Below are 17887 nucleotides of genomic sequence, written 5' to 3'. Positions count from 1 at the left end.
CCGAGATGCCTACCAATTCGATTCGGCACTGGAACGAGGAAAGGCGACGTCATTCGCTGTCGCGATCCAGACGAGGAATTCGCCATGCGATGTGCGGAAACGTGGCCCTTATTCCGTTCCCGACCGAGAAACGTGGGAATAGGATCGCAAAGAGTCAGACGCGAAACCGACAAGACATCGGCGCGAACAGCAGACCAGGAAAACGCGAACATTCCGCGTTCGCAACTCGATCGTCTTCCCGCGCAAGAACGGAGATCAGAAATCCAACGCCCCTGTCCGTCGCGTCCGGGTATCCCTGCGACCCCCAAAGGTTAGTGGTATCCGACCCAATTGCAAGCTTGCTTTTGATCCCGGCTCGATTTAGCATTGTCAAACCGTCACTTCCCAAGGCTCCCTCGGCCCCATGTTCCATCGATTGCTTGATCGCCGATCCGTCTGGCCATCGCTGATCGGCGTCATTGCGTTCGGCTGGTTCGGATGTTTAAGCGTCCGACCTTGCCCGGCAGACATCGTCGCGTACTTGGCGCCGTCGCGGGCGGCTACGGGCGAACGCTTCGAGACCGACCTGGTGTTGTCCGGTACGGCCGATGCAATCGGCGACGTGGTCGAATGGATTAATTTGGACATCGTCGAGAGCACCATCAATGCGACTCCGCTGACCGATTACGGTCGGGTCCGATTCGACGCCAGGACGACGTTTGCCGCCTGGTTCGACGGCCGCCAATTCGGCACCGGTTCAGCCGGTTTCGAATCGCAAATTGTGCTGGAGTCGTTTCTTCCGGCCCCGCCGGTTCCGTTTGAAATCACCAACACCGATCCGTTTGAAATCGGGACGTTGACCTTTGATTACAGCGGGCTCGGCTTGCAACCCGGTGACACGATCACCTTGGACATCTTTGGCGTCCCCGACGGCTCGTCGACCCGGACGACGTCGATCGCGATCCGGCCGTCGGGTGCTCAACAGACGATGCTGGTCAATCCCGTCTATACCTCACCGCTGGGATCGGAACAAAGTCGTTTCACGATCCCGACCGCGATTCCCGAACCCGGATCCGCCGCCTTCCTCATGGCAACTCTGCTGGGCGTGTACGTGCGACGATGTCGCCGAGGCGAAAAAATCGGTTAGAATCGAGGATTACGTGAGGCGTGATCGTCACCGCTACGCTGTACTTAAACCTGTACGCTGTACGTAAACCTGTACGCACACCTGACCAGATGAACCCAACCCTTTAATCTTGATTGATGTCCTCGTCGACACCACCCTCGCCGTCTTCTGACGCAGCCCCTGCTTGGGAACTAGCGAGATTGTTCCCGCTGCAGGGGCAATGGAGAGAGGAAGATTATTTTCGACTTCCGACCGACCGCTTGGTGGAATTATCCGAAGGCTGCCTGGAGGTGTTGCCGCTGCCGACATGGATGCATCAAATGATCGTGGATTTCGTCGCCGGATTGATGCGATCGGCGAGCGCTGCGGTCGGCGATGATGCGCGAGTCTTACAGGCACCGCTGCCGGTGACGCTGTTTGCCGGTACGATTCGTGAACCCGATCTCTTGTACCTGACGCCCCCCTGCTTCCCCCGTTCACCGACGTCTTATCCCGATCGATTAGACATCGCCGTGGAGGTGGTCAGTGAAGGTGCCGAAGCGAGGCATCGCGACTATGTCGCCAAACGCTCGGACTACGCCCGAGGCGGAGTCCAGGAGTATTGGATCATCGACCCTTTCGATCGGACCGTGACCGTGTTGAGACTTAACGGTGACGCCTACGACGAAGTCGGAATTTTTCGATCCGGTGAAACCGCACGCGGATCGTTCTTGCCCACGTTCGAGTTGCCCGTGGACCAAGTGATGCGGTTGGCGGACGAAGTGGTCTGACAAATGTGGACGCGAGCGAGTTGATTCTCCCCGACTGAGATGTGGTAGACTGATTGGCGACCAGTCGTGCCGCTGACGCGACTGGTTCCCCGCCCACCAGCCTCCCCCCACCGCGCCAGGCACCGCCATGACTCGCTCGCGCGTCATTGTGATCATCGGAATTGTCATCGGCAGCATGGCAAACCACTCACACACGCTCCGGGCCAGCGACCCGCTGCATGTCCAGATCGATGCCCTGGTTTCGACGCATTCCGAATTCAAAGCGCCGGCCGCGATCACCGACGACGCGTCGTTTCTGCGACGTGTCACTTTAGATCTGGCGGGCACCATTCCGACCGCCAATGACGTGCGTGAGTTTCTCGCGGATTCGGCACCCGACAAGCGAATCAAACTGGTCGACCACCTGCTCGGTTCGCCGCAATACGCGCGGCGGATGCAATACGTGTTCGACACCCTGTTGATGGAACGCCGACCGAATAAACACGTCACCGCCGAGCAATGGCAGGCGTATCTGAGGGAGTCGTTCTTGCAAAACAAGTCCTGGCGTCAGCTTTCTCAGGAATTGTTGTCGGCCGATGGAACGGACGAACAAACGCGTGCCGCCGCCAGATTTCTGCTGGATCGCGAATTGAATGTCGACCAGGTCACACGCGACATCGGACGCATCTTCTTGGGCAGGGATCTGGAGTGTGCCCAATGCCATGACCATCCGGCGATCGATGACTACCTGCAGCGTCATTACTACGGACTGGCCGCGTTCATCAAACGGAGCTATCTGGTTCAAGATCCCAAGACAAAGAAAACGTCGATCGGTGAAAAAGCAGAAGGCGATGTCCAGTTCACATCCGTGTTCACATCAGAAACGGACCAGACGGCGCCGCGAATGTTGGACGCACCTCCCATCGTCGACCCGCCTCCGGGCGAACCGCTCTACAAGGTCAAACCCGCGAAAAACGTGCGATCGGTTCCGGTCTACAGCCGACGTCTCCAGCTCGCCAAATCATTGACGGACGACGCCAACCAAGCGTTTCGAGAAAACATCGCAAACCGAATGTGGGCGTTGATGATGGGGCGTGGCCTCGTTGATCCGGTGGACATGTGGCATGCCCAAAATCCGCCGTCCCATCCAAAACTGCTCAATCTGCTCGCCGATTCGCTGTTGGAACACGACTATGATCTGCGGTACTTGCTTCGCGAACTCGCTCTGACGGACACCTATCAACGCAGCAGCAGACAGGACACGCCGGATCATGCCCCAAGCTCCAGCCGTCCAACTGATTTCTCGGTGGCGTTGCTCAAACCGCTTTCGCCGGAGCAACTGGCATTGTCGATGATGCGTGCGACCGGCGTTGCCGAGCAGCAGTTGGCCGTCGCGATCTCCAAGCAAGAAAAGACCGACGATCCACAGTTGGCGGTCGATCCGATCTGGCAGGAAGAAGCACTGAACAAGGCGTTGGCAAGTGACACGAAGGCGTTTGTCAAGATCTTTGGAGTTGAGGGAGTTCAGAACGCAGCCTTTGACGCGTCGGCAGATCAGGCCCTGTTTCTTCGCAACGGCGCGTTGGTTCAACGTTGGGTGACGCAAAAGAACGGGCTGTCGGATCGCCTGAATGCGCTCGATCACCATGCGGTTGCCGAAGAGCTTTACGTGTCGGTTTTCTCGCGACTTCCCGACGCGGATGAAACCTCGTTTGTCAACGAAGTGCTCGACGCGACCACCGACCGCAAAGCGGATCTCCAGCAATTGGTATGGGCAGCGCTCGTTTCCACCGAGTTTCGATTCAACCACTAACCGTTCAAGTTTCGACGGAGAACATCCATGCGACGAAATCAAGATTGCAACGGCATCGATCACGTGATCGCTCGGCGAGACTTTTTGTGGGGCTCCGCCGCCGGTGCGATCGGATTGGGGGCCCTCACCAGCCCGTTGAACGCCGCCCACCTGCAGCAGCAACAAAAGCGGGTGTTGCAGATCTATCTGCAAGGCGGGGTGAGTCAGTTGGAATCCTGGGACCCCAAGCCGGGCACGCAGTTTGGTGGCCCGTTCCAGGCGATTCCGACGTCGGTTCCCGGGATCCACATCTCCGAATTGTTACCGCACACGGCCAGTCGGATGCATTTGCTTTCGCTGGTCCGGAGCATCAATTCGAAGATCGGTGATCACCGCCAAGGCATGCTGTTTATGGAAAAGGGACGGCGAGCCGGTGATTACCCCTACTTCGGTTCGGTTGTCTCAAAATATCTGGCTCCCACCGATGCCGAACTGCCCGGCTACATTCACATCAGCAAACGCGGCATCGTTGATTCGACGGCTGCGTTCTTGGGGGCACGGCACGCCCAACTGAAACTGTTAGGCGATCAGGCGCCGGCAAACCTCGCCTCGCCCAAATCGATCGACGAACCTGCCGACGACGCTCGCCAACGGCTGCGTGTGCAATTTGATCGTCGGTTCTCAAAGCAACGTTCACGTGCGCTGACGGATGTCTACAACAGTTCGTTCGAACAGGCTGAGAAACTGATGAAACGCAAGGCGATGTTTGAGGGCGACGTTGGCGAGCAAGACCTGGACCGCTACGGCCGCCACGATTTCGGCCGCCATTGCATCCTTGCGCGGGACTTACTGGAGAACGGGGCGACGTGCGTCAAGGTCACGCATCATGGCTACGATACACACGCCGAGAATTTTAATTTTCACCTGGAGCAACTCGGCGAATTCGACAAAACGTTTTCGATGTTGCTCGACGACATCCATGATCGCGGAATGCTGGACAGCACATTGGTGATTGTCTATTCCGAGATGGGACGCACGCCGAAAATCAACACGAAATACGGTCGTGATCACTGGGGGACGGCGTGGTCCGTTGCGATGGGCGGGTGCGGCATCCAGCCCGCCGCGGTGATTGGCAAGACCAACGACGAGGGGACTGAAGTCGTCGAGCGCGAAGTCGATGGCGGACATCTGTTTCATACGTACCTGTCCGCGCTCGGGCTTGATTCCACGATGGACCATGACATTTCCGGAAAATCGATTCCGATCGGCGACCCCGCCGCTGCGCCGATTGAGGAGCTGTTGGCATGAACTCCGACGCAACCATTGATCCGGTTCAAACGCACCTCGTCCGTGAACTCAAGCATTCCCGGCCACTCACCACGCTCCGCGTCGACCCTGCGTCTCGCTATGTCGCCGCAGGCGCTCAAGACCTGGACATTCAACTCTGGGATCTTGAGGACGGCAGACTCAGAACACTGAGCGGGCATCAAAGTTGGGTTCGATCCATCGATTTTTCCGGCGACTCGAAACAGCTCTACACAGCTTGCTGGGGCGGAGTCGTCAACATCTGGGACCTCACCCAGGACGCCCCTCCGATCATCCGCAGCATCCCCGCTCATCAGGGCGCCGCCCGCTGGGTGCGGGCCAGCCCCGACGGGACGCGTCTGGCGACCTGCGGCAATGACTTGCTCGTCAAACTGTGGAACATCGAAACCGGTGAGCAAGAACTGGAGCTGAAGGGGCACGAGCGACACGTCTACGGTGTCGACTTTCACCCCGACGGCGAACACTTGGTTTCTCAAGATCTGATGGGCGTGATCTTGATTTGGGATCTTAAAACGGGTGAGCAGCGACGCAGAATCGATGCCGGCATGATGACCGGCTACGACAAAAAATTTGCGGCAGACATGGGCGGCGCACGAGACATGCAATTCAATGCCTGCGGAAGCCGATGGGCCAGCGCGGGGATCACCAAGGTGGTGAACTCGTTCGCCGGAATTCAAGATCCGATCATCGTGGTCTTTGACTGGGAAACCGGTACAGCGACGCGGCAGCTTCGAGCGGCCGAGAATTTTAAAGGAGTCGCGTGGGCGGTCCGCTTTCATCCCCAAGGCTTCCTGGTCGGCGGAGGTGCGGACAAATCAGGCAAAGGCGAACTTTGGTTTTTCAACGACGGCAGTGACGAAGCATTTCACACCTTCAAAATGAAAAGCGCAGCGCGCGGAGTGGATCTTGTCGGCGAGGACCGATTGGCCGTCGCCCATGCTGACGGCCACGTCCGGCTATACCAGATGACCGGCGACGCCACCGAGCCGGACGCTTGAGAAAAGAGCGGGGAACCAATGGCACGAGTATAGGTGCTGGTGTGCAGGCATTGGGGACCGTCCAGCTTGGGAACGATGCGAAACGCGACAAATCTGAATGATCTCGTCGATTGAGTGTGATGCGGTCAGCGGACCGTTGTACGACGTCCTTTCTAGGTCGTCGCCGGGAGTCCAACGGACGACGGCCCGGAAGCGCCATCGTGCTCGAAAAACTGGTCGTCCTAAGCTGGACGGCCCCTTTCGCTCAGCGGATGTGATGATATCGGATCACACCCTGAAAGTAGACGCCAAAGGAAAGATGGCCGCCCGGCGCAAAGACCTTGCCCTCAGCGCCTTCTCGCGGACCTCCGGCTTCGACAAACAGGCCGCCGCCTCCCAACGCGTTGCGGTACGCTTGCAGTTGTTTGGAGCCCAGCATTGCCGAATGCGCCGTCTTGATCTCCCAGACACAGTTCAATGTCCTGTCGTAGATGTCGGGGCGCCAGCGGGCTTGGCGACCGGCGGGCTGGCCCAGTCCGTCGACTAGAAGGATTCGTCGAAGGTCGAGGTCAAGACAAACCTCGTGGGGTCTAACAAGAACAAAGGAGAATCGGGCTTATTGGGGATCGTTGCGTTCCGGCCGAAACTCGGGGCGTGGGTGTGAATTGACGAAGGCCGCGATGTCGAAGGCTTGTTGCTCGGTCAGGTCGGCGTCATCGGGCGGCATCGCGACTTTCAACCACGACGCCATTTTGAGCACCTTGGAAAGACCGGCCCCGTCATTGAATGACTGTTCACCCCACAGCGGCGGCCCCTCACCCGACCCACTACCGTCGGCGAGATGGCAATCCGCACAACGGTCGCCATAGAGTGCTTCGCCCCGTGCAACGTCTGGCTTGATCGCGTCGGCGTCGAGCAATTCCAGGCGATTCGGTCCGAGCGGTGCGATCGGGTTCATGTCGATCGGCGTGTGTCGCGACAACCAGGTGATGTAAGCTGCGATGGCGACCGAGACCTTCCCGCCAGGGGCAGGACGCGAGCCATTTTGACTGCGCAAGAAACAGTGGGCGATCCGTTCTTCCAGTGTGATGACCGCCGATTCGCGTGGCGAATAGGCTGGATACGCCGCCGCCACCCCGACAAAGGAAGCGGCTTTGGGATGCCGTCCGGCGTCCAAGTGGCAGGACGTGCAGTTCAAGGCGTTGCCGACCAGTGGCTGCGTCATCGGATGCGAACTTGTTTCCGTAACGAGCGTTTCGCCCAAGCGAACCGTCTCGCCCAAGGGCCCTTGCGGATCGTCCGCCGTTGGCTCAATCAAGCCTTCGTCTGCTGTCCCCTCGGGAACGACGGTTGCTTTCGAGCCTGCATCCTGACTCCATACGCTTGAGCCGATCGTGATCGCGAGCGTGAGCAGACAGAGGATTGTTGCTGAAAAACGATTCATGAAGCTGGTTCCTCAATTGAGATTTCGGGCTCGGCGATCACGCCGCCTTCCATTTCGCAGGTTGCACCATGAGCTTAAGGTGGAGTGGTATTGTAGGGAATCCGGCCCACGCCTTCACCAGCCCCGCACGACTGCATCTCAACAAACGATGTGTGATCAGATCGCTGTTCGAACAACAAAGTCATTTCGTCGAGCCTCCCACGGGGTTGAACCAGTCCATCCGCCCGACTCGCCTCATCACAGGTTTCGCTTCGACGTCGTCGCCATCGGGTGGTTCTCAGTTGTGTTATAATGAAGGCCCCACCGACGGACTTCCGTCACCCTCCCGCCCCGAATCACGCCGGACGACTGGAATTCGTGATGCGATCCCGCTTTGTTTTCGCTGCCGCGTTGTCGGTCTGTCTCGCTGGGCCTGCGGTCAGCCAATCCGACTCCACTGAGCCTTCTGAAACGATTTCGTTTGAACGCGATGTCCGCCCGATCCTGAAGAAACATTGTCTGCATTGCCATGGCGAAGGAGACGAAATCGAAGGCGGTCTGGATCTTCGCTTACGCAAATTCATCCTGGTCGGCGGCGAGAGTGGACCGGCAATCGTCGCCGGCGATCCGGATGAGAGTCCCTTGATCGAACGGACCGTTGCTCAAGACATGCCGCCGGGGGACGTCAAGCTGACGTCCTCCGAACAGGAGGTGCTTGATCGCTGGGTCGAGTCCGGAGCGAAGACACTGCGTCCGGAGCCGGAGTCCATTCCCGATGGAGTGTACGTACCGGCGGAGGAACGCGAGTTTTGGTCGTTCTTACCGATTCAAAATCCTGCGATCCCGGAGGTCTCCGCGGAGGATCGTGTCCGCACTCCGATCGACGCCTTCCTGTTGAGACGCCTCGAAGAACAGCAGCTCAGCTTTTCTCCAGACGCTGACCGGCGGACCTTCATTCGGCGAGCCACGTATGATCTGATCGGATTGCCTCCCACCCCACAACAAGTCCAAGACTTCATCGCCGACCCGTCCCCGGATGCCGTGGAGCACTTGATCGACCGATTGCTTGAATCACCACAGTACGGTGAACGCTGGGGGCGGCACTGGTTGGACGTCGTCGGCTATGCCGATTCCGAAGGCTACACGATCGACGATCCCATTCGCCCGCACGCGTATCACTACCGTGATTACGTCATCAGGGCGATGAATGACGACATGCCATTTGATCGTTTTATCCGCGAACAGTTGGCCGGCGACGAAATGATCGGCTTTCCCAAAAAGAATCTGACGGCCGACGAAACGGAGAAACTGATCGCCACCGGTTTCCTACGCATGGTTCCCGATGGGACGGGAAAAGTCAGCGGCGAAGAATTGCCACTGGCTGAAAACCAAGTCATCGCCGACACGCTGCATGTGGTGGGCAGCTCCCTGCTGGGGCTGACGCTGAATTGTGCGCAGTGCCACAATCATCGCTACGATCCGATTCCCCAGGCGGAATATTTTCAGATCCGAGCGATCTTTGAACCCGCTTATGACTGGAAGAACTGGCGTAAGCCGTCGGCCCGATTGGTGTCGCTGTACACCGACGACGATCGCAAGGTGGCCGCCGAAATCGAAGCTCAAGCCAAACGGATTGATGCGGAATACAAGCAACGCGCCGAAGAGCTGATCGCCGAAACGTTGGAGGATCAACTCGTCCAGCATGTTCCCGAAGCGTTGCGTGATGCACTACGGGTCGCTTACCAAACCCCGGTAGCCAAGCGCACCAAGGAGCAACAAGACCATCTAAAAAGGTATCCCAAAATCCTGAAGATCTCGGCCGGTGCGCTGTATCTGTATGACCGCGAACTTCGTAGCAAGCTGGCGGGGTTGAAGAAAGATCAGGCGGAAAAGACAACCGCCGCAATCGCGGAAGCGCAAAAACGCGCACTCCAGTCGCTCGCCGACGACGTCGCAAAGCAAGTGGCGGCGGCGATTGCGGTCCCTCGCGAAAAACGAACCGAGCAGCAACAAGACCTACTGGCCGAACACGCCGGGCTGGAAGTCACTGCCGGCAACCTTGCAACGTTCGACCCACAGGCCGCTGCCGAAGTGGCGCAGCGGCAATCGGTCATCGACCGGACGAAGGAACGGGCGCCACAGTTGGCCGCGATCACCAAACGCGCCAAAGCACTCCGCGCGACAAAGCCGAAAGAGAACTTCGTGCAGGCGTTGACGGAAGTCCCCGGAAAGGTCCCCGAGACGTTTGTCTTTGCGCGTGGTGATTACCACAATCCGACGGACAAGGTGGCCCCAGCCGCTCTCTCGGTGGTGACCGCAAACAATCCCGTTGAAATTCCCACCAATGACGAAGCTCTGCCCACGACGGGACGCCGTTTGGCCTACGCCAACTCTCTCACCAGCGGTCGGCACCCATTACTCGCGCGGGTCTTGGTGAATCGATTTTGGATGCATCATTTTGGTACCGGGATCGTGGCGACCCCCAGCGACTTTGGCAGGCTGGGTGAACCGCCCTCCCATCCAGAACTGCTGGACTGGTTGGCGACGCGATTCATGGACAGTGGGTGGAGCCTGAAGACGTTTCACCGCCTGGTGATGACCTCGACCGCGTACCGCCAAGCGCTGAGGGTGATTCCGCCCGATCGCACCGACGGCGACAATCGGCTGCTCGGCGACAATCGGCTGCTCAGCGGGATGTCGTTGCGTCGTTTGGAGGCGGAAACGATTCGTGACAGCATGCTGGCCATTAGCGGCAAATTGAACTCCAAATCGTTTGGGCCCCCCGTTCCCGTGATGGCGGACAGGGTCGGGCAGTTCGTCCTTGGGATTGAAAATCTGAATGCCGGTCGCCCGGGAGCGTTGATCGACATGAAGGGGGAAGACTTGCGCCGCTCGGTTTACGCCCAGGTGCGACGCAGCCGCCCGCTCAGTTTGCTCGATAGCTTTGACGCACCGCGGATGGACCCTAATTGTGACGTCCGCCGGACCTCGACCGTCGCTCCGCAATCGTTGCTGTTGATGAACAACGAATTTGTGCACGATCGTTCCCGCGATTTCGCCCGCCGACTTGTCGCGCAAGCGGGGGCGGACCGATCCGAACAGGTCAAACTTGCCTGGGAACTCGCTTTTTGCCAATCGCCCAGCGACCAACAGATCGACTCGGCACTGGGCTTCATCGAGCGTGAGACGGCGGTGCTTGCGAATTCTCCCCAGGCGGCCAGTCTCGCCAAGCAGGACAAGACGCAAACGCCCGCGATGTTGGCGCTGTCCAGTTTTTGTCAGACGCTCTTCAGTTCAAACCGTTTCTTGTACGTTGATTGAATCGCTATGAAATCTCAGCAGCCGACCCGGCGTTCGGGAAATTTCGCCTCCACCACTGCGTCATCGCGACGTCATTTCAACGCCACCGGTGCGATGAGTTTGATGGGATTCGCGTTAAATGCGCTTCTGCAAAACGAGCGAGTCAGCGCTGCGGCGCCGGCAGACGACCCGTTTGCCCGCCCGGAAATGGAGCCCAAGTCGTATGACCTGAAACCGAAGTCGCCCCATTTCGAGCCCCGCGCCAAGGCGATGATCTCGCTGTGGATGCAGGGCGGCCCCAGCCATCTGGATCTGTTTGATCCCAAGCCCGAGCTGCAGAAGATGGACGGGAAGGATTTCGAGGGCGACATCAAGTACGACAACGCGGCGGAGGCCAGTTCCAAACTGATGGCGTCGCCGTGGAAGTTCCACAAGCACGGTGGTTGCGGGATGGAGATCTCGGAGCTGCTGCCCGGCTTGGGCGAAGTGGTCGACGACATCACCCTGATCCGGTCGATGCACACCGGCGTCAACAACCACGGCCAGTCGATTCAAGCGATGCAGAACGGACGTATCGTGACCGGTCGACCCACGGTGGGAAGCTGGCTGACGTATGGGCTGGGCTGCGAAACCGAAAACCTGCCCGCCTACGTCGCACTCATCGATCCAGGCCAGTTGCCGGTGATGGGGGTGGAGAATTGGACCAATGGTTTTCTGCCCTCCATCTATCAAGGGACGGTCATCCGCCCGCAAGCCCCGCGTATCCTGAACCTCGATCCGCCCCAGTACTTAAAGGGTGCCGCACAAACAGAAGCGCTCCACTATCTGGAAGAACTCAACCGCGAGCACCTTGCCCGCCGCGCCGGGTACCACGATCTCGAAGCGAGGATCGCCAGTTACGAACTGGCGGCGAACATGCAACTGGCGGCCAAAGAAGCGGTCGACTTCAGTACCGAGACGCAAGCGACGCTAAACATGTATGGGTTGGAGAACCCCGAGACGAAGGAGTTTGGAGCGAGGTGTCTGATCGCGCGGCGGTTGATCGAGCGGGGCGTCCGCTTTGCACAGATCTTTACCGAAAACCAACGCTGGGATCATCATGGCAGCATCGTCAGCAAGCTGCCCACGGCTTGCAAGAAGGTCGATGTGCCGTCGGCCGCGCTCGTCAAGGATCTGAAGCAACGCGGAATGCTCGATTCCACCATCGTGCATTGGGGAGGCGAAATGGGCCGCTTGCCCGTCATTGAAAACAATTCCGGTCCCTCGCGAGTCGGTCGCGATCACAATACGTATGGCTTCAGTATGTGGGTCGCCGGAGGCGGTTTCCGGCGCGGCCACGTTTACGGCGCAACGGACGAACTGGGACACAAGGCGGTCGAGGACGTGGTCAACCACTTCGATTACCATGCCACCTTGTTGCACCTGTTCGGGCTCGACGCCGAACGATTTCACTATGATTCCAACAACCGATCCCTGTCATTGCTGGACAATCAAGGCGGACGGGTGATCACGGGGCTGTTGGCGTAAGCGTTCAAAGCACGTCATCAGGGGTTTTGAAGGCTAATGTACGACAGCCTTTCCAGGCTGTCGCTGATTTCGACGGCCTGGAAAGGCCGTCGTACTTTGTCGTCGCCGGCGCGTACGGCTCACACGATTACACCGCAACTTTCCTGCTGACATGCGAACGCAACTGATTTGCCTGCTGGTTCTCGTTTTGGCGGTTCCCGCGTCGGCGCAGTCCGATTTAAAATCGCAGGCCGTCACAGCGATGCGTGAAGCCGCTGGCTATTACGTCGAGAACGTCGCGACGCACGGAGGCTATGTGTATCACTACTCGCTCGATTTGAAACAGCGATGGGGCGAGGGCGTGGCGACCACCGATCAGATCTGGATCCAGCCGCCGGGAACACCGACAGTGGGGATGGCGCTGCTGGAGGCCTACGATGCGACCGGCGACCCGTTCTATCTGGATGCCGCGACCGCTGCGGCCGGCGCAGTCGTCTACGGTCAACTCAGCTCCGGCGGCTGGACGAACTGTGTCGACTTGAACCCAAAAGGCGAACGTCAGGCGGACTATCGCAACGGCAAGGGCCGGGGGAAGAACCACTCGTCGCTGGACGACGGACAAACGCAATCGGCGCTTCGCTTCCTCGTACTCGCAGACCTCGCAAGTGGTTTTCGCAACGCGGAGATTCACGATTCCGCGATCACGGGACTCGACGCGCTGCTGGCGGCGCAATTCCCCAACGGCGGATTCCCCCAGGTCTGGACGGGACCGGTCAGCGACCAACCGATCAAGCCGGCAAACTATCCCGATTACGATTGGCGGACCGAAGGCCGGATCAAGAACTACTGGGACATGTACACGCTCAATGACAACGTGACCGGGTACGTCGCGGATCTGTTGATCGACGCCCACCGAGTTTACCGCGACGACCGCTACCTGGACGCTCTGAAAAAACTCGGTGACTTCCTGGTCCTCGCCCAAATGCCGATGCCGCAACCCGGCTGGGCACAACAATACAACTACGACATGCAGCCGATCTGGGCACGCAAGTTCGAACCGCCCGGCGTGTCCGGCGACGAGACCCAAGAGGTGCTGCAAACGCTGATGCGGATCTCCCACGTCACCGGTGACGACAAGTACCTTGAACCGATCCCGGCCGCGGCGAGCTGGCTGCGTCAATCGCGACTTCCCGACGGCCGACTCGCACGCTACTACGAATTGCGGACGAACCGTCCCCTGTACATGCAGCGGCGCGGCGACGTGTATGAATTGACCTACGATGATTCCAATCTTCCCAGTCACTACGGCTGGAAGACCGAATCGCAATTGGCCGGACTCCGAGAACAATACAAACGCGTCCGCGGCGGATTATCGCCGGAACCGGAAGTCTCCCAACGGGACTTGGCGAAGCAAGCTCAGCAGATCATCGGGGCGCTCGACGGTCAGCGACGCTGGGTGGTGACCTTCGATGGTCAGCGTTTGGTGGGACAGGCGAAGATGCCGATCGGAACGCCGTACCTGTCCAGTGCCGTCTTCAGCCAGAACCTGTCCGCACTGGCCAGCTACGTCAAATCGCAAACACGGTAGGTTCGCGGGACGAGACGAGCCGGATGGCAGAATGATTCGGGGCAGAATGATAGGTTTTCGAGCTCGACGTCGGACGGATTCACGGTTGCTCGCCGGACGTTTCGGAGAAGGTTTCGTAGGCGTACTTCACACCGCGATAGAACCCGGAATTCTCAAACAAAAACTCTTCGCTCGACGCGTAGCCGCTTCGATCCTCGGTCTTGGTGACTTGTGCGGTCAACCGTATGATGCCGGTGGTTCCCTCGCGTGTCACGAATAAAAATGAATCACCGCTGTGTTGAGCGTCTCTCGGTTTAGGGACGGTGCGGCGCGGGACAAGCAACTCGACCGGGTTGGACAGCGGGTAGGGTTGTTGGCCAAGGGCCATCGCCGGCAGGTTTCGGTGGTCTTCTTCGCTGATCTTCCAAACACTCAATCCCAGTGGCATCAAGCAATACAGCGGTTCGGTACCACCATCGGGCGTGTAGGTGATGCCCGCCACATCAAACCCTTCACGACGTGCCCAGTCGCGGAATTCGGTGGAATCCAATTGGGTCTTTCCGAGCGGGGGCAGTTCGTTCGGCCAGTCTGCCTGGCGTCCGGTGTCGAGGTCGAAGAAACATTTTTTCCCGGTGTCGTGTACCGATTGAATGATGCCACCGGAACCGCCACTGATGATTTCGACACTCGGACCGGCAAGCGGTTGGCGGGCTCCAGTCGGTGCCACGTCAGCATCAGACGACGGTTTTAGATTCACATCCGAATAGACCGGGTCGTCGACGTGATCACGCCAGTTGGCTTCCCACCAATCCGCCCACCGTCTGGCAACCCGATCGAACTGTTGTTGTGCGGCATCCCGTTGCGTTTTCGATCCTTTCAACCGGATCCAATTCAGTTCCATTTCATTGAATTGTTGATTGGTAAGCCTGCGCAATGCGCCGGTCACTTCTCGAAAGGCCCTGCCGTAATCAAACGTTGTCCCAACGCTGCCTTTACCGAGATCATGTTGTTGCATGAACCGCCGAAGCTCGACGTCCTCTTCGAGCAATAGACCGAAGTCGCTTCGACCGGGCAGGAGGGTGCGTGGGAGGGCCCGGATCAAAGCCGGAACGGCGCGAGCATCACCGATCGCTCGTAGCGCAAAGGCCAACTTGCTGATGGGATGATCACGCTGCTCATTGTCGATCGTTTTGATCAGCGCCGGCAACGCTGTCTCAGGATGCTCGGTCAAGAACTTGATGGCCCGTGCCCACACCATCGTCGGCTCGACTCGGGGGCCTTCGGTGAGAATTCCGATCGCATCGTCGACCGTCTTGATCGGCGTGGCGTTGGTTCGGCGTTTCCGTTCGGCTTCGGCAGATTCTTTGGCGGATACCTGTCGGCGTTTTTCTTCGATGTCCGCTTGCGTCAGTTGATCCGACCAAACGTACTCGAACCATGATTCTCCGGTTCGGTCGGTAACCTTGACGCCTGGATCCGGCAAGGCATCGGCAGCGAACTCTTGCATGTCGAAATCACCGATCAACTCGACTTCGATCTTTGACAGATAGTACTTGAACGTGTCTTTTGCTTGGCCACTGGGATGCACGACGACACGATCGGCCTGCATGGGCCAGCGGACACCCGGTGCGATTTCTTGATAGTCCGAAAAGACGGTGAGGTTACCGGGATGAGTCTGATCCCAGGCAGCGGCAGACCAACGTGCCTGCAGTGCGATTTGTTCCTCGGGTGACAATGTCTGGCGATAGCGGTCGTACTGCTGTCGATTTGCGATCGGTTTGCCGGCCGCTTCGGAAGCGATTTTCCATTGTTGCTCGGGGGAAATCCCCGACAAATAGTGGCGACTGACTGCTTTGACAAGCTTGGTCGTCGTTCCGATCCAGATCTGTTCGCTCCGTTCGGGGCCCGTGTAGACGTCGCAAACCTCGCCATCAATTGTCTCGGTCCCCGAGTGGCGGTAATGCGTTTGTTGTGGCGCGACACTGTGCTCGGCGATCAAGACGGTTGGTCCGGGCCAGGGCAGACGATCTCCGGCGGCCGCCCAGTGTGGGTAGCTGAACGGATGGATGTGTTCGGTGAGTCGTTCGAGGGAGGCGTAGCGGTAAACGTTCTTCGTTTTCTTTTCCTGCGTGGACTGGATCTCACCGATCCAGCCGTTTTGGCCGTCCCAGTAGTGCGATTGACGCCAAGACTGATTGGGCTGGAACACGCTGAGCTGACTCAGCAGCAGCCGCTCGCCCTCCCAGCCAATACGTGATTCGGTACGATTCTTGTTCAATTGCGGATCGGTCAACCGGCTGCCCCGAGCTTTCCACAAGCTCGCCAGGTCTCTCTTGGCGTACGACTGCATTCCGGGGACGTTGATTTGGCGAACGGATTGTCGCAGCGCGATCCGATTGGCGTTTTGCAATCCGAACGTTCGGATTCGTGCTTCGGCCACGGCGCGGTCGGCATCGGTGGTTTTGTTTTCCACGGCAGCGACACCGCTGGCCGGTTCCGATTCCTGCGTCGCCCGCTGCGCATTGGCTTGCCACGTTACCGAAGCCCACGCAAGTGGCACGAGCAGGATGGCCATGGCGATTGCACGGCGCGGAACTTGCAACGGTTCACGAATCGGCTGGCCCAGCAAACGCGCGATCCGTCGACGAAGCTCCGAGGGCGTGTGTCCGTCGGCGGCCACGGTGGCCAGGTTCGTCGATTGATTTGGACACGATGCCTCGGCCACCAGTAAAAGTGCTTGCGCATAACAATAGCGTGAATCGCTGTCACCATCCGGGGCGATCTCGCCGGCAACCTGGCAGGCGATTTCATCGCAACAGTGCTCACGCAACACGCTGATTCGACGACTGATCATCCACAGCGGCGGACTAAAAAAGAGAATCGACTCGGCGAGTCGCTGCAGCAAATTGATCCACATATCTTGCCGCCGCACATGGGCAAGCTCGTGCGCCAAGATCATTTCAAGCTGTTCCGTTGAAAGCCCTGTCATGGCAGACGCAGGCATCAAGATGGTGGGTTTTAACAAACCCAGCACCTGGGGAACGACAATTTGCTCGGCCGTCGCGAGTCCGGGCAACACGGAGAGCGACCATCGATCGGCCAGATGACAGATCGCCGTCAATAAAGGCCCGCCGGTCACCGCACGACTTCGCAGGCGTATCTGTTCGGTGCGGATCACGTCCCATCCGAGTCGGGCCAGCATCAGCAATACACCGAGCAAATACAGCCCGGCAATCCATGAACCAACGCCTAGCCATACATGCCCCACCTTTGTCGTGCTGATACCTCGGTCGTTGATCGCGGCATCGACGGATGGATCCGGTCCATTCATCGCTGTGGATTCGACGTGAGCAATGAGAGGGTCGTTTGACGGCACGTTGGTGGTCTGCGGCACAGACGTATGATCAGGCGACTGGACAGATTGGACGATCGCACCTCCGCCGATCGTGGACGCGTAGGCCGCACGGGAGATCGATTCTTCCGTGGGACGGTCGTGTGCGACCAGAACAAATGTCAACGGCACCACGGCAATGCTCAACAACAACCCGGCAACATGGACCAGATACTTCTGTTCGACCGTTGCCCGCTCCCATCGACAAATCAGCCAGACGAAGAAAGCGATCAATGTGATTTGCCACAGCGAATGAAGAAGTGTCGCGCAGATTTGCCAACTTAATTCTGCCGACAAGACGTCCCAAGCGTTCATTGATTCCGCTCCTTGCGTTTGCGGTTGACCAAGCGTCGGATTTCATCCAGCTCATCGGCATCGATGTCACCGGTCTCGAGCAGGTTCAAAACCATGGCGGTCGGCGAACCTTCGAATAGACGCGAAAGCAGGTCCGAAACCATGCCTCCGCTGACATGCTCTTTCTCGACTTTTGGCGAAAACAGAAATGCTTTGCCGGCCTTTTGACGTCTCAGAAAGCCTTTGCGATGCATGATGTTCAGCATCGTGATCACGCTGCTGTGGGCCAGCGTGCGGCCCGCGCCGGCTTCCAATCGGGCGCGGACTTCACGCACAGGAAGCGGAGATGCGTCCCAGAGCACCTTCAAGATCTCGAGTTCAAGCTGCGTCGGATACTCCGACTCTGGCCGTGCCATCGGTCTCTCCCCTAACAATCGTTTAATTCTTTAGATGATGG

The 17887-nt window shown here is 58.6% G+C and carries 12 protein-coding genes; 8 read left to right on the top strand and 4 right to left on the bottom strand.

Annotation, left to right across the window (positions count from 1 at the left end):
• Positions 1–403: 403 nt before the first annotated feature.
• From Enr13x_RS06670 to Enr13x_RS06650, 5 genes are all read left to right on the top strand, one after another.
• Positions 404–1126, top strand: coding sequence for a hypothetical protein (locus Enr13x_RS06670; RefSeq protein ID WP_145385287.1), 723 nt, complete (start codon positions 404–406; stop codon positions 1124–1126).
• A gap of 116 nt (positions 1127–1242) precedes the next feature.
• Positions 1243–1875, top strand: coding sequence for a Uma2 family endonuclease (locus Enr13x_RS06665; protein WP_145385286.1), 633 nt, complete (start codon positions 1243–1245; stop codon positions 1873–1875).
• 127 nt (positions 1876–2002) lie between these two features.
• Complete coding sequence (locus Enr13x_RS06660) at positions 2003–3667, top strand: DUF1549 domain-containing protein (protein WP_145385285.1); 1665 nt, start codon at positions 2003–2005, stop codon at positions 3665–3667.
• Between the two features lie 27 nt (positions 3668–3694).
• On the top strand, positions 3695–4954 hold the full coding sequence (locus Enr13x_RS06655; protein WP_145385284.1) for a DUF1501 domain-containing protein: 1260 nt from the start codon (positions 3695–3697) through the stop codon (positions 4952–4954).
• A complete protein-coding gene (locus Enr13x_RS06650; RefSeq protein WP_145385283.1) occupies positions 4951–5970 on the top strand; it encodes a WD40 repeat domain-containing protein in 1020 nt (339 codons plus the stop codon). Before Enr13x_RS06655 ends, Enr13x_RS06650 begins: the two co-directional genes overlap by 4 nt.
• Positions 5971–6214: 244 nt before the next feature.
• Here the strand turns inward: Enr13x_RS06650 and Enr13x_RS06645 are convergent, their stop codons facing one another.
• Both Enr13x_RS06645 and Enr13x_RS06640 read right to left on the bottom strand, forming a co-directional pair.
• Positions 6215–6427: a hypothetical protein gene (locus Enr13x_RS06645; RefSeq protein WP_145385282.1), complete on the bottom strand. Its 213-nt coding sequence runs from the start codon at positions 6425–6427 to the stop codon at positions 6215–6217.
• Between the two features lie 138 nt (positions 6428–6565).
• Complete coding sequence (locus tag Enr13x_RS06640) at positions 6566–7393, bottom strand: c-type cytochrome (protein WP_145385281.1); 828 nt, start codon at positions 7391–7393, stop codon at positions 6566–6568.
• Between the two features lie 360 nt (positions 7394–7753).
• On the opposite strand from Enr13x_RS06640, the gene Enr13x_RS06635 reads away from it, so the two are divergent.
• The 3 genes from Enr13x_RS06635 to Enr13x_RS06625 all read left to right on the top strand — a co-directional run bounded on the left by Enr13x_RS06635 (position 7754) and on the right by Enr13x_RS06625 (position 13766).
• Entirely contained in the window at positions 7754–10693 is a 2940-nt protein-coding gene (locus Enr13x_RS06635) for a DUF1549 domain-containing protein (RefSeq protein WP_197455844.1), read from the top strand.
• Between the two features lie 6 nt (positions 10694–10699).
• Positions 10700–12199, top strand: coding sequence for a DUF1501 domain-containing protein (locus tag Enr13x_RS06630; RefSeq protein WP_145385279.1), 1500 nt, complete (start codon positions 10700–10702; stop codon positions 12197–12199).
• A gap of 151 nt (positions 12200–12350) precedes the next feature.
• Complete coding sequence (locus tag Enr13x_RS06625) at positions 12351–13766, top strand: pectate lyase (protein WP_145385278.1); 1416 nt, start codon at positions 12351–12353, stop codon at positions 13764–13766.
• A 79-nt stretch (positions 13767–13845) separates the two neighbouring features.
• Here the strand turns inward: Enr13x_RS06625 and Enr13x_RS06620 are convergent, their stop codons facing one another.
• Together Enr13x_RS06620 and Enr13x_RS06615 are read right to left on the bottom strand one after the other, a co-directional pair.
• The gene (locus Enr13x_RS06620; protein ID WP_145385277.1) at positions 13846–17451 is read right to left on the bottom strand and encodes a M56 family metallopeptidase; all 3606 of its coding nucleotides are present in this window, start codon (positions 17449–17451) and stop codon (positions 13846–13848) included.
• A complete protein-coding gene (locus Enr13x_RS06615) occupies positions 17448–17846 on the bottom strand; it encodes a BlaI/MecI/CopY family transcriptional regulator (RefSeq protein WP_145385276.1) in 399 nt (132 codons plus the stop codon). The genes Enr13x_RS06620 and Enr13x_RS06615 overlap by 4 nt, the downstream gene beginning before the upstream one ends.
• Between the last annotated feature and the right edge of the window lie 41 nt (positions 17847–17887).

It is taken from the genome of Stieleria neptunia (genome assembly GCF_007754155.1).
Lineage (GTDB): Bacteria > Planctomycetota > Planctomycetia > Pirellulales > Pirellulaceae > Stieleria > Stieleria neptunia.
This window is presented reverse-complemented; position numbering and strand designations above follow the sequence as displayed.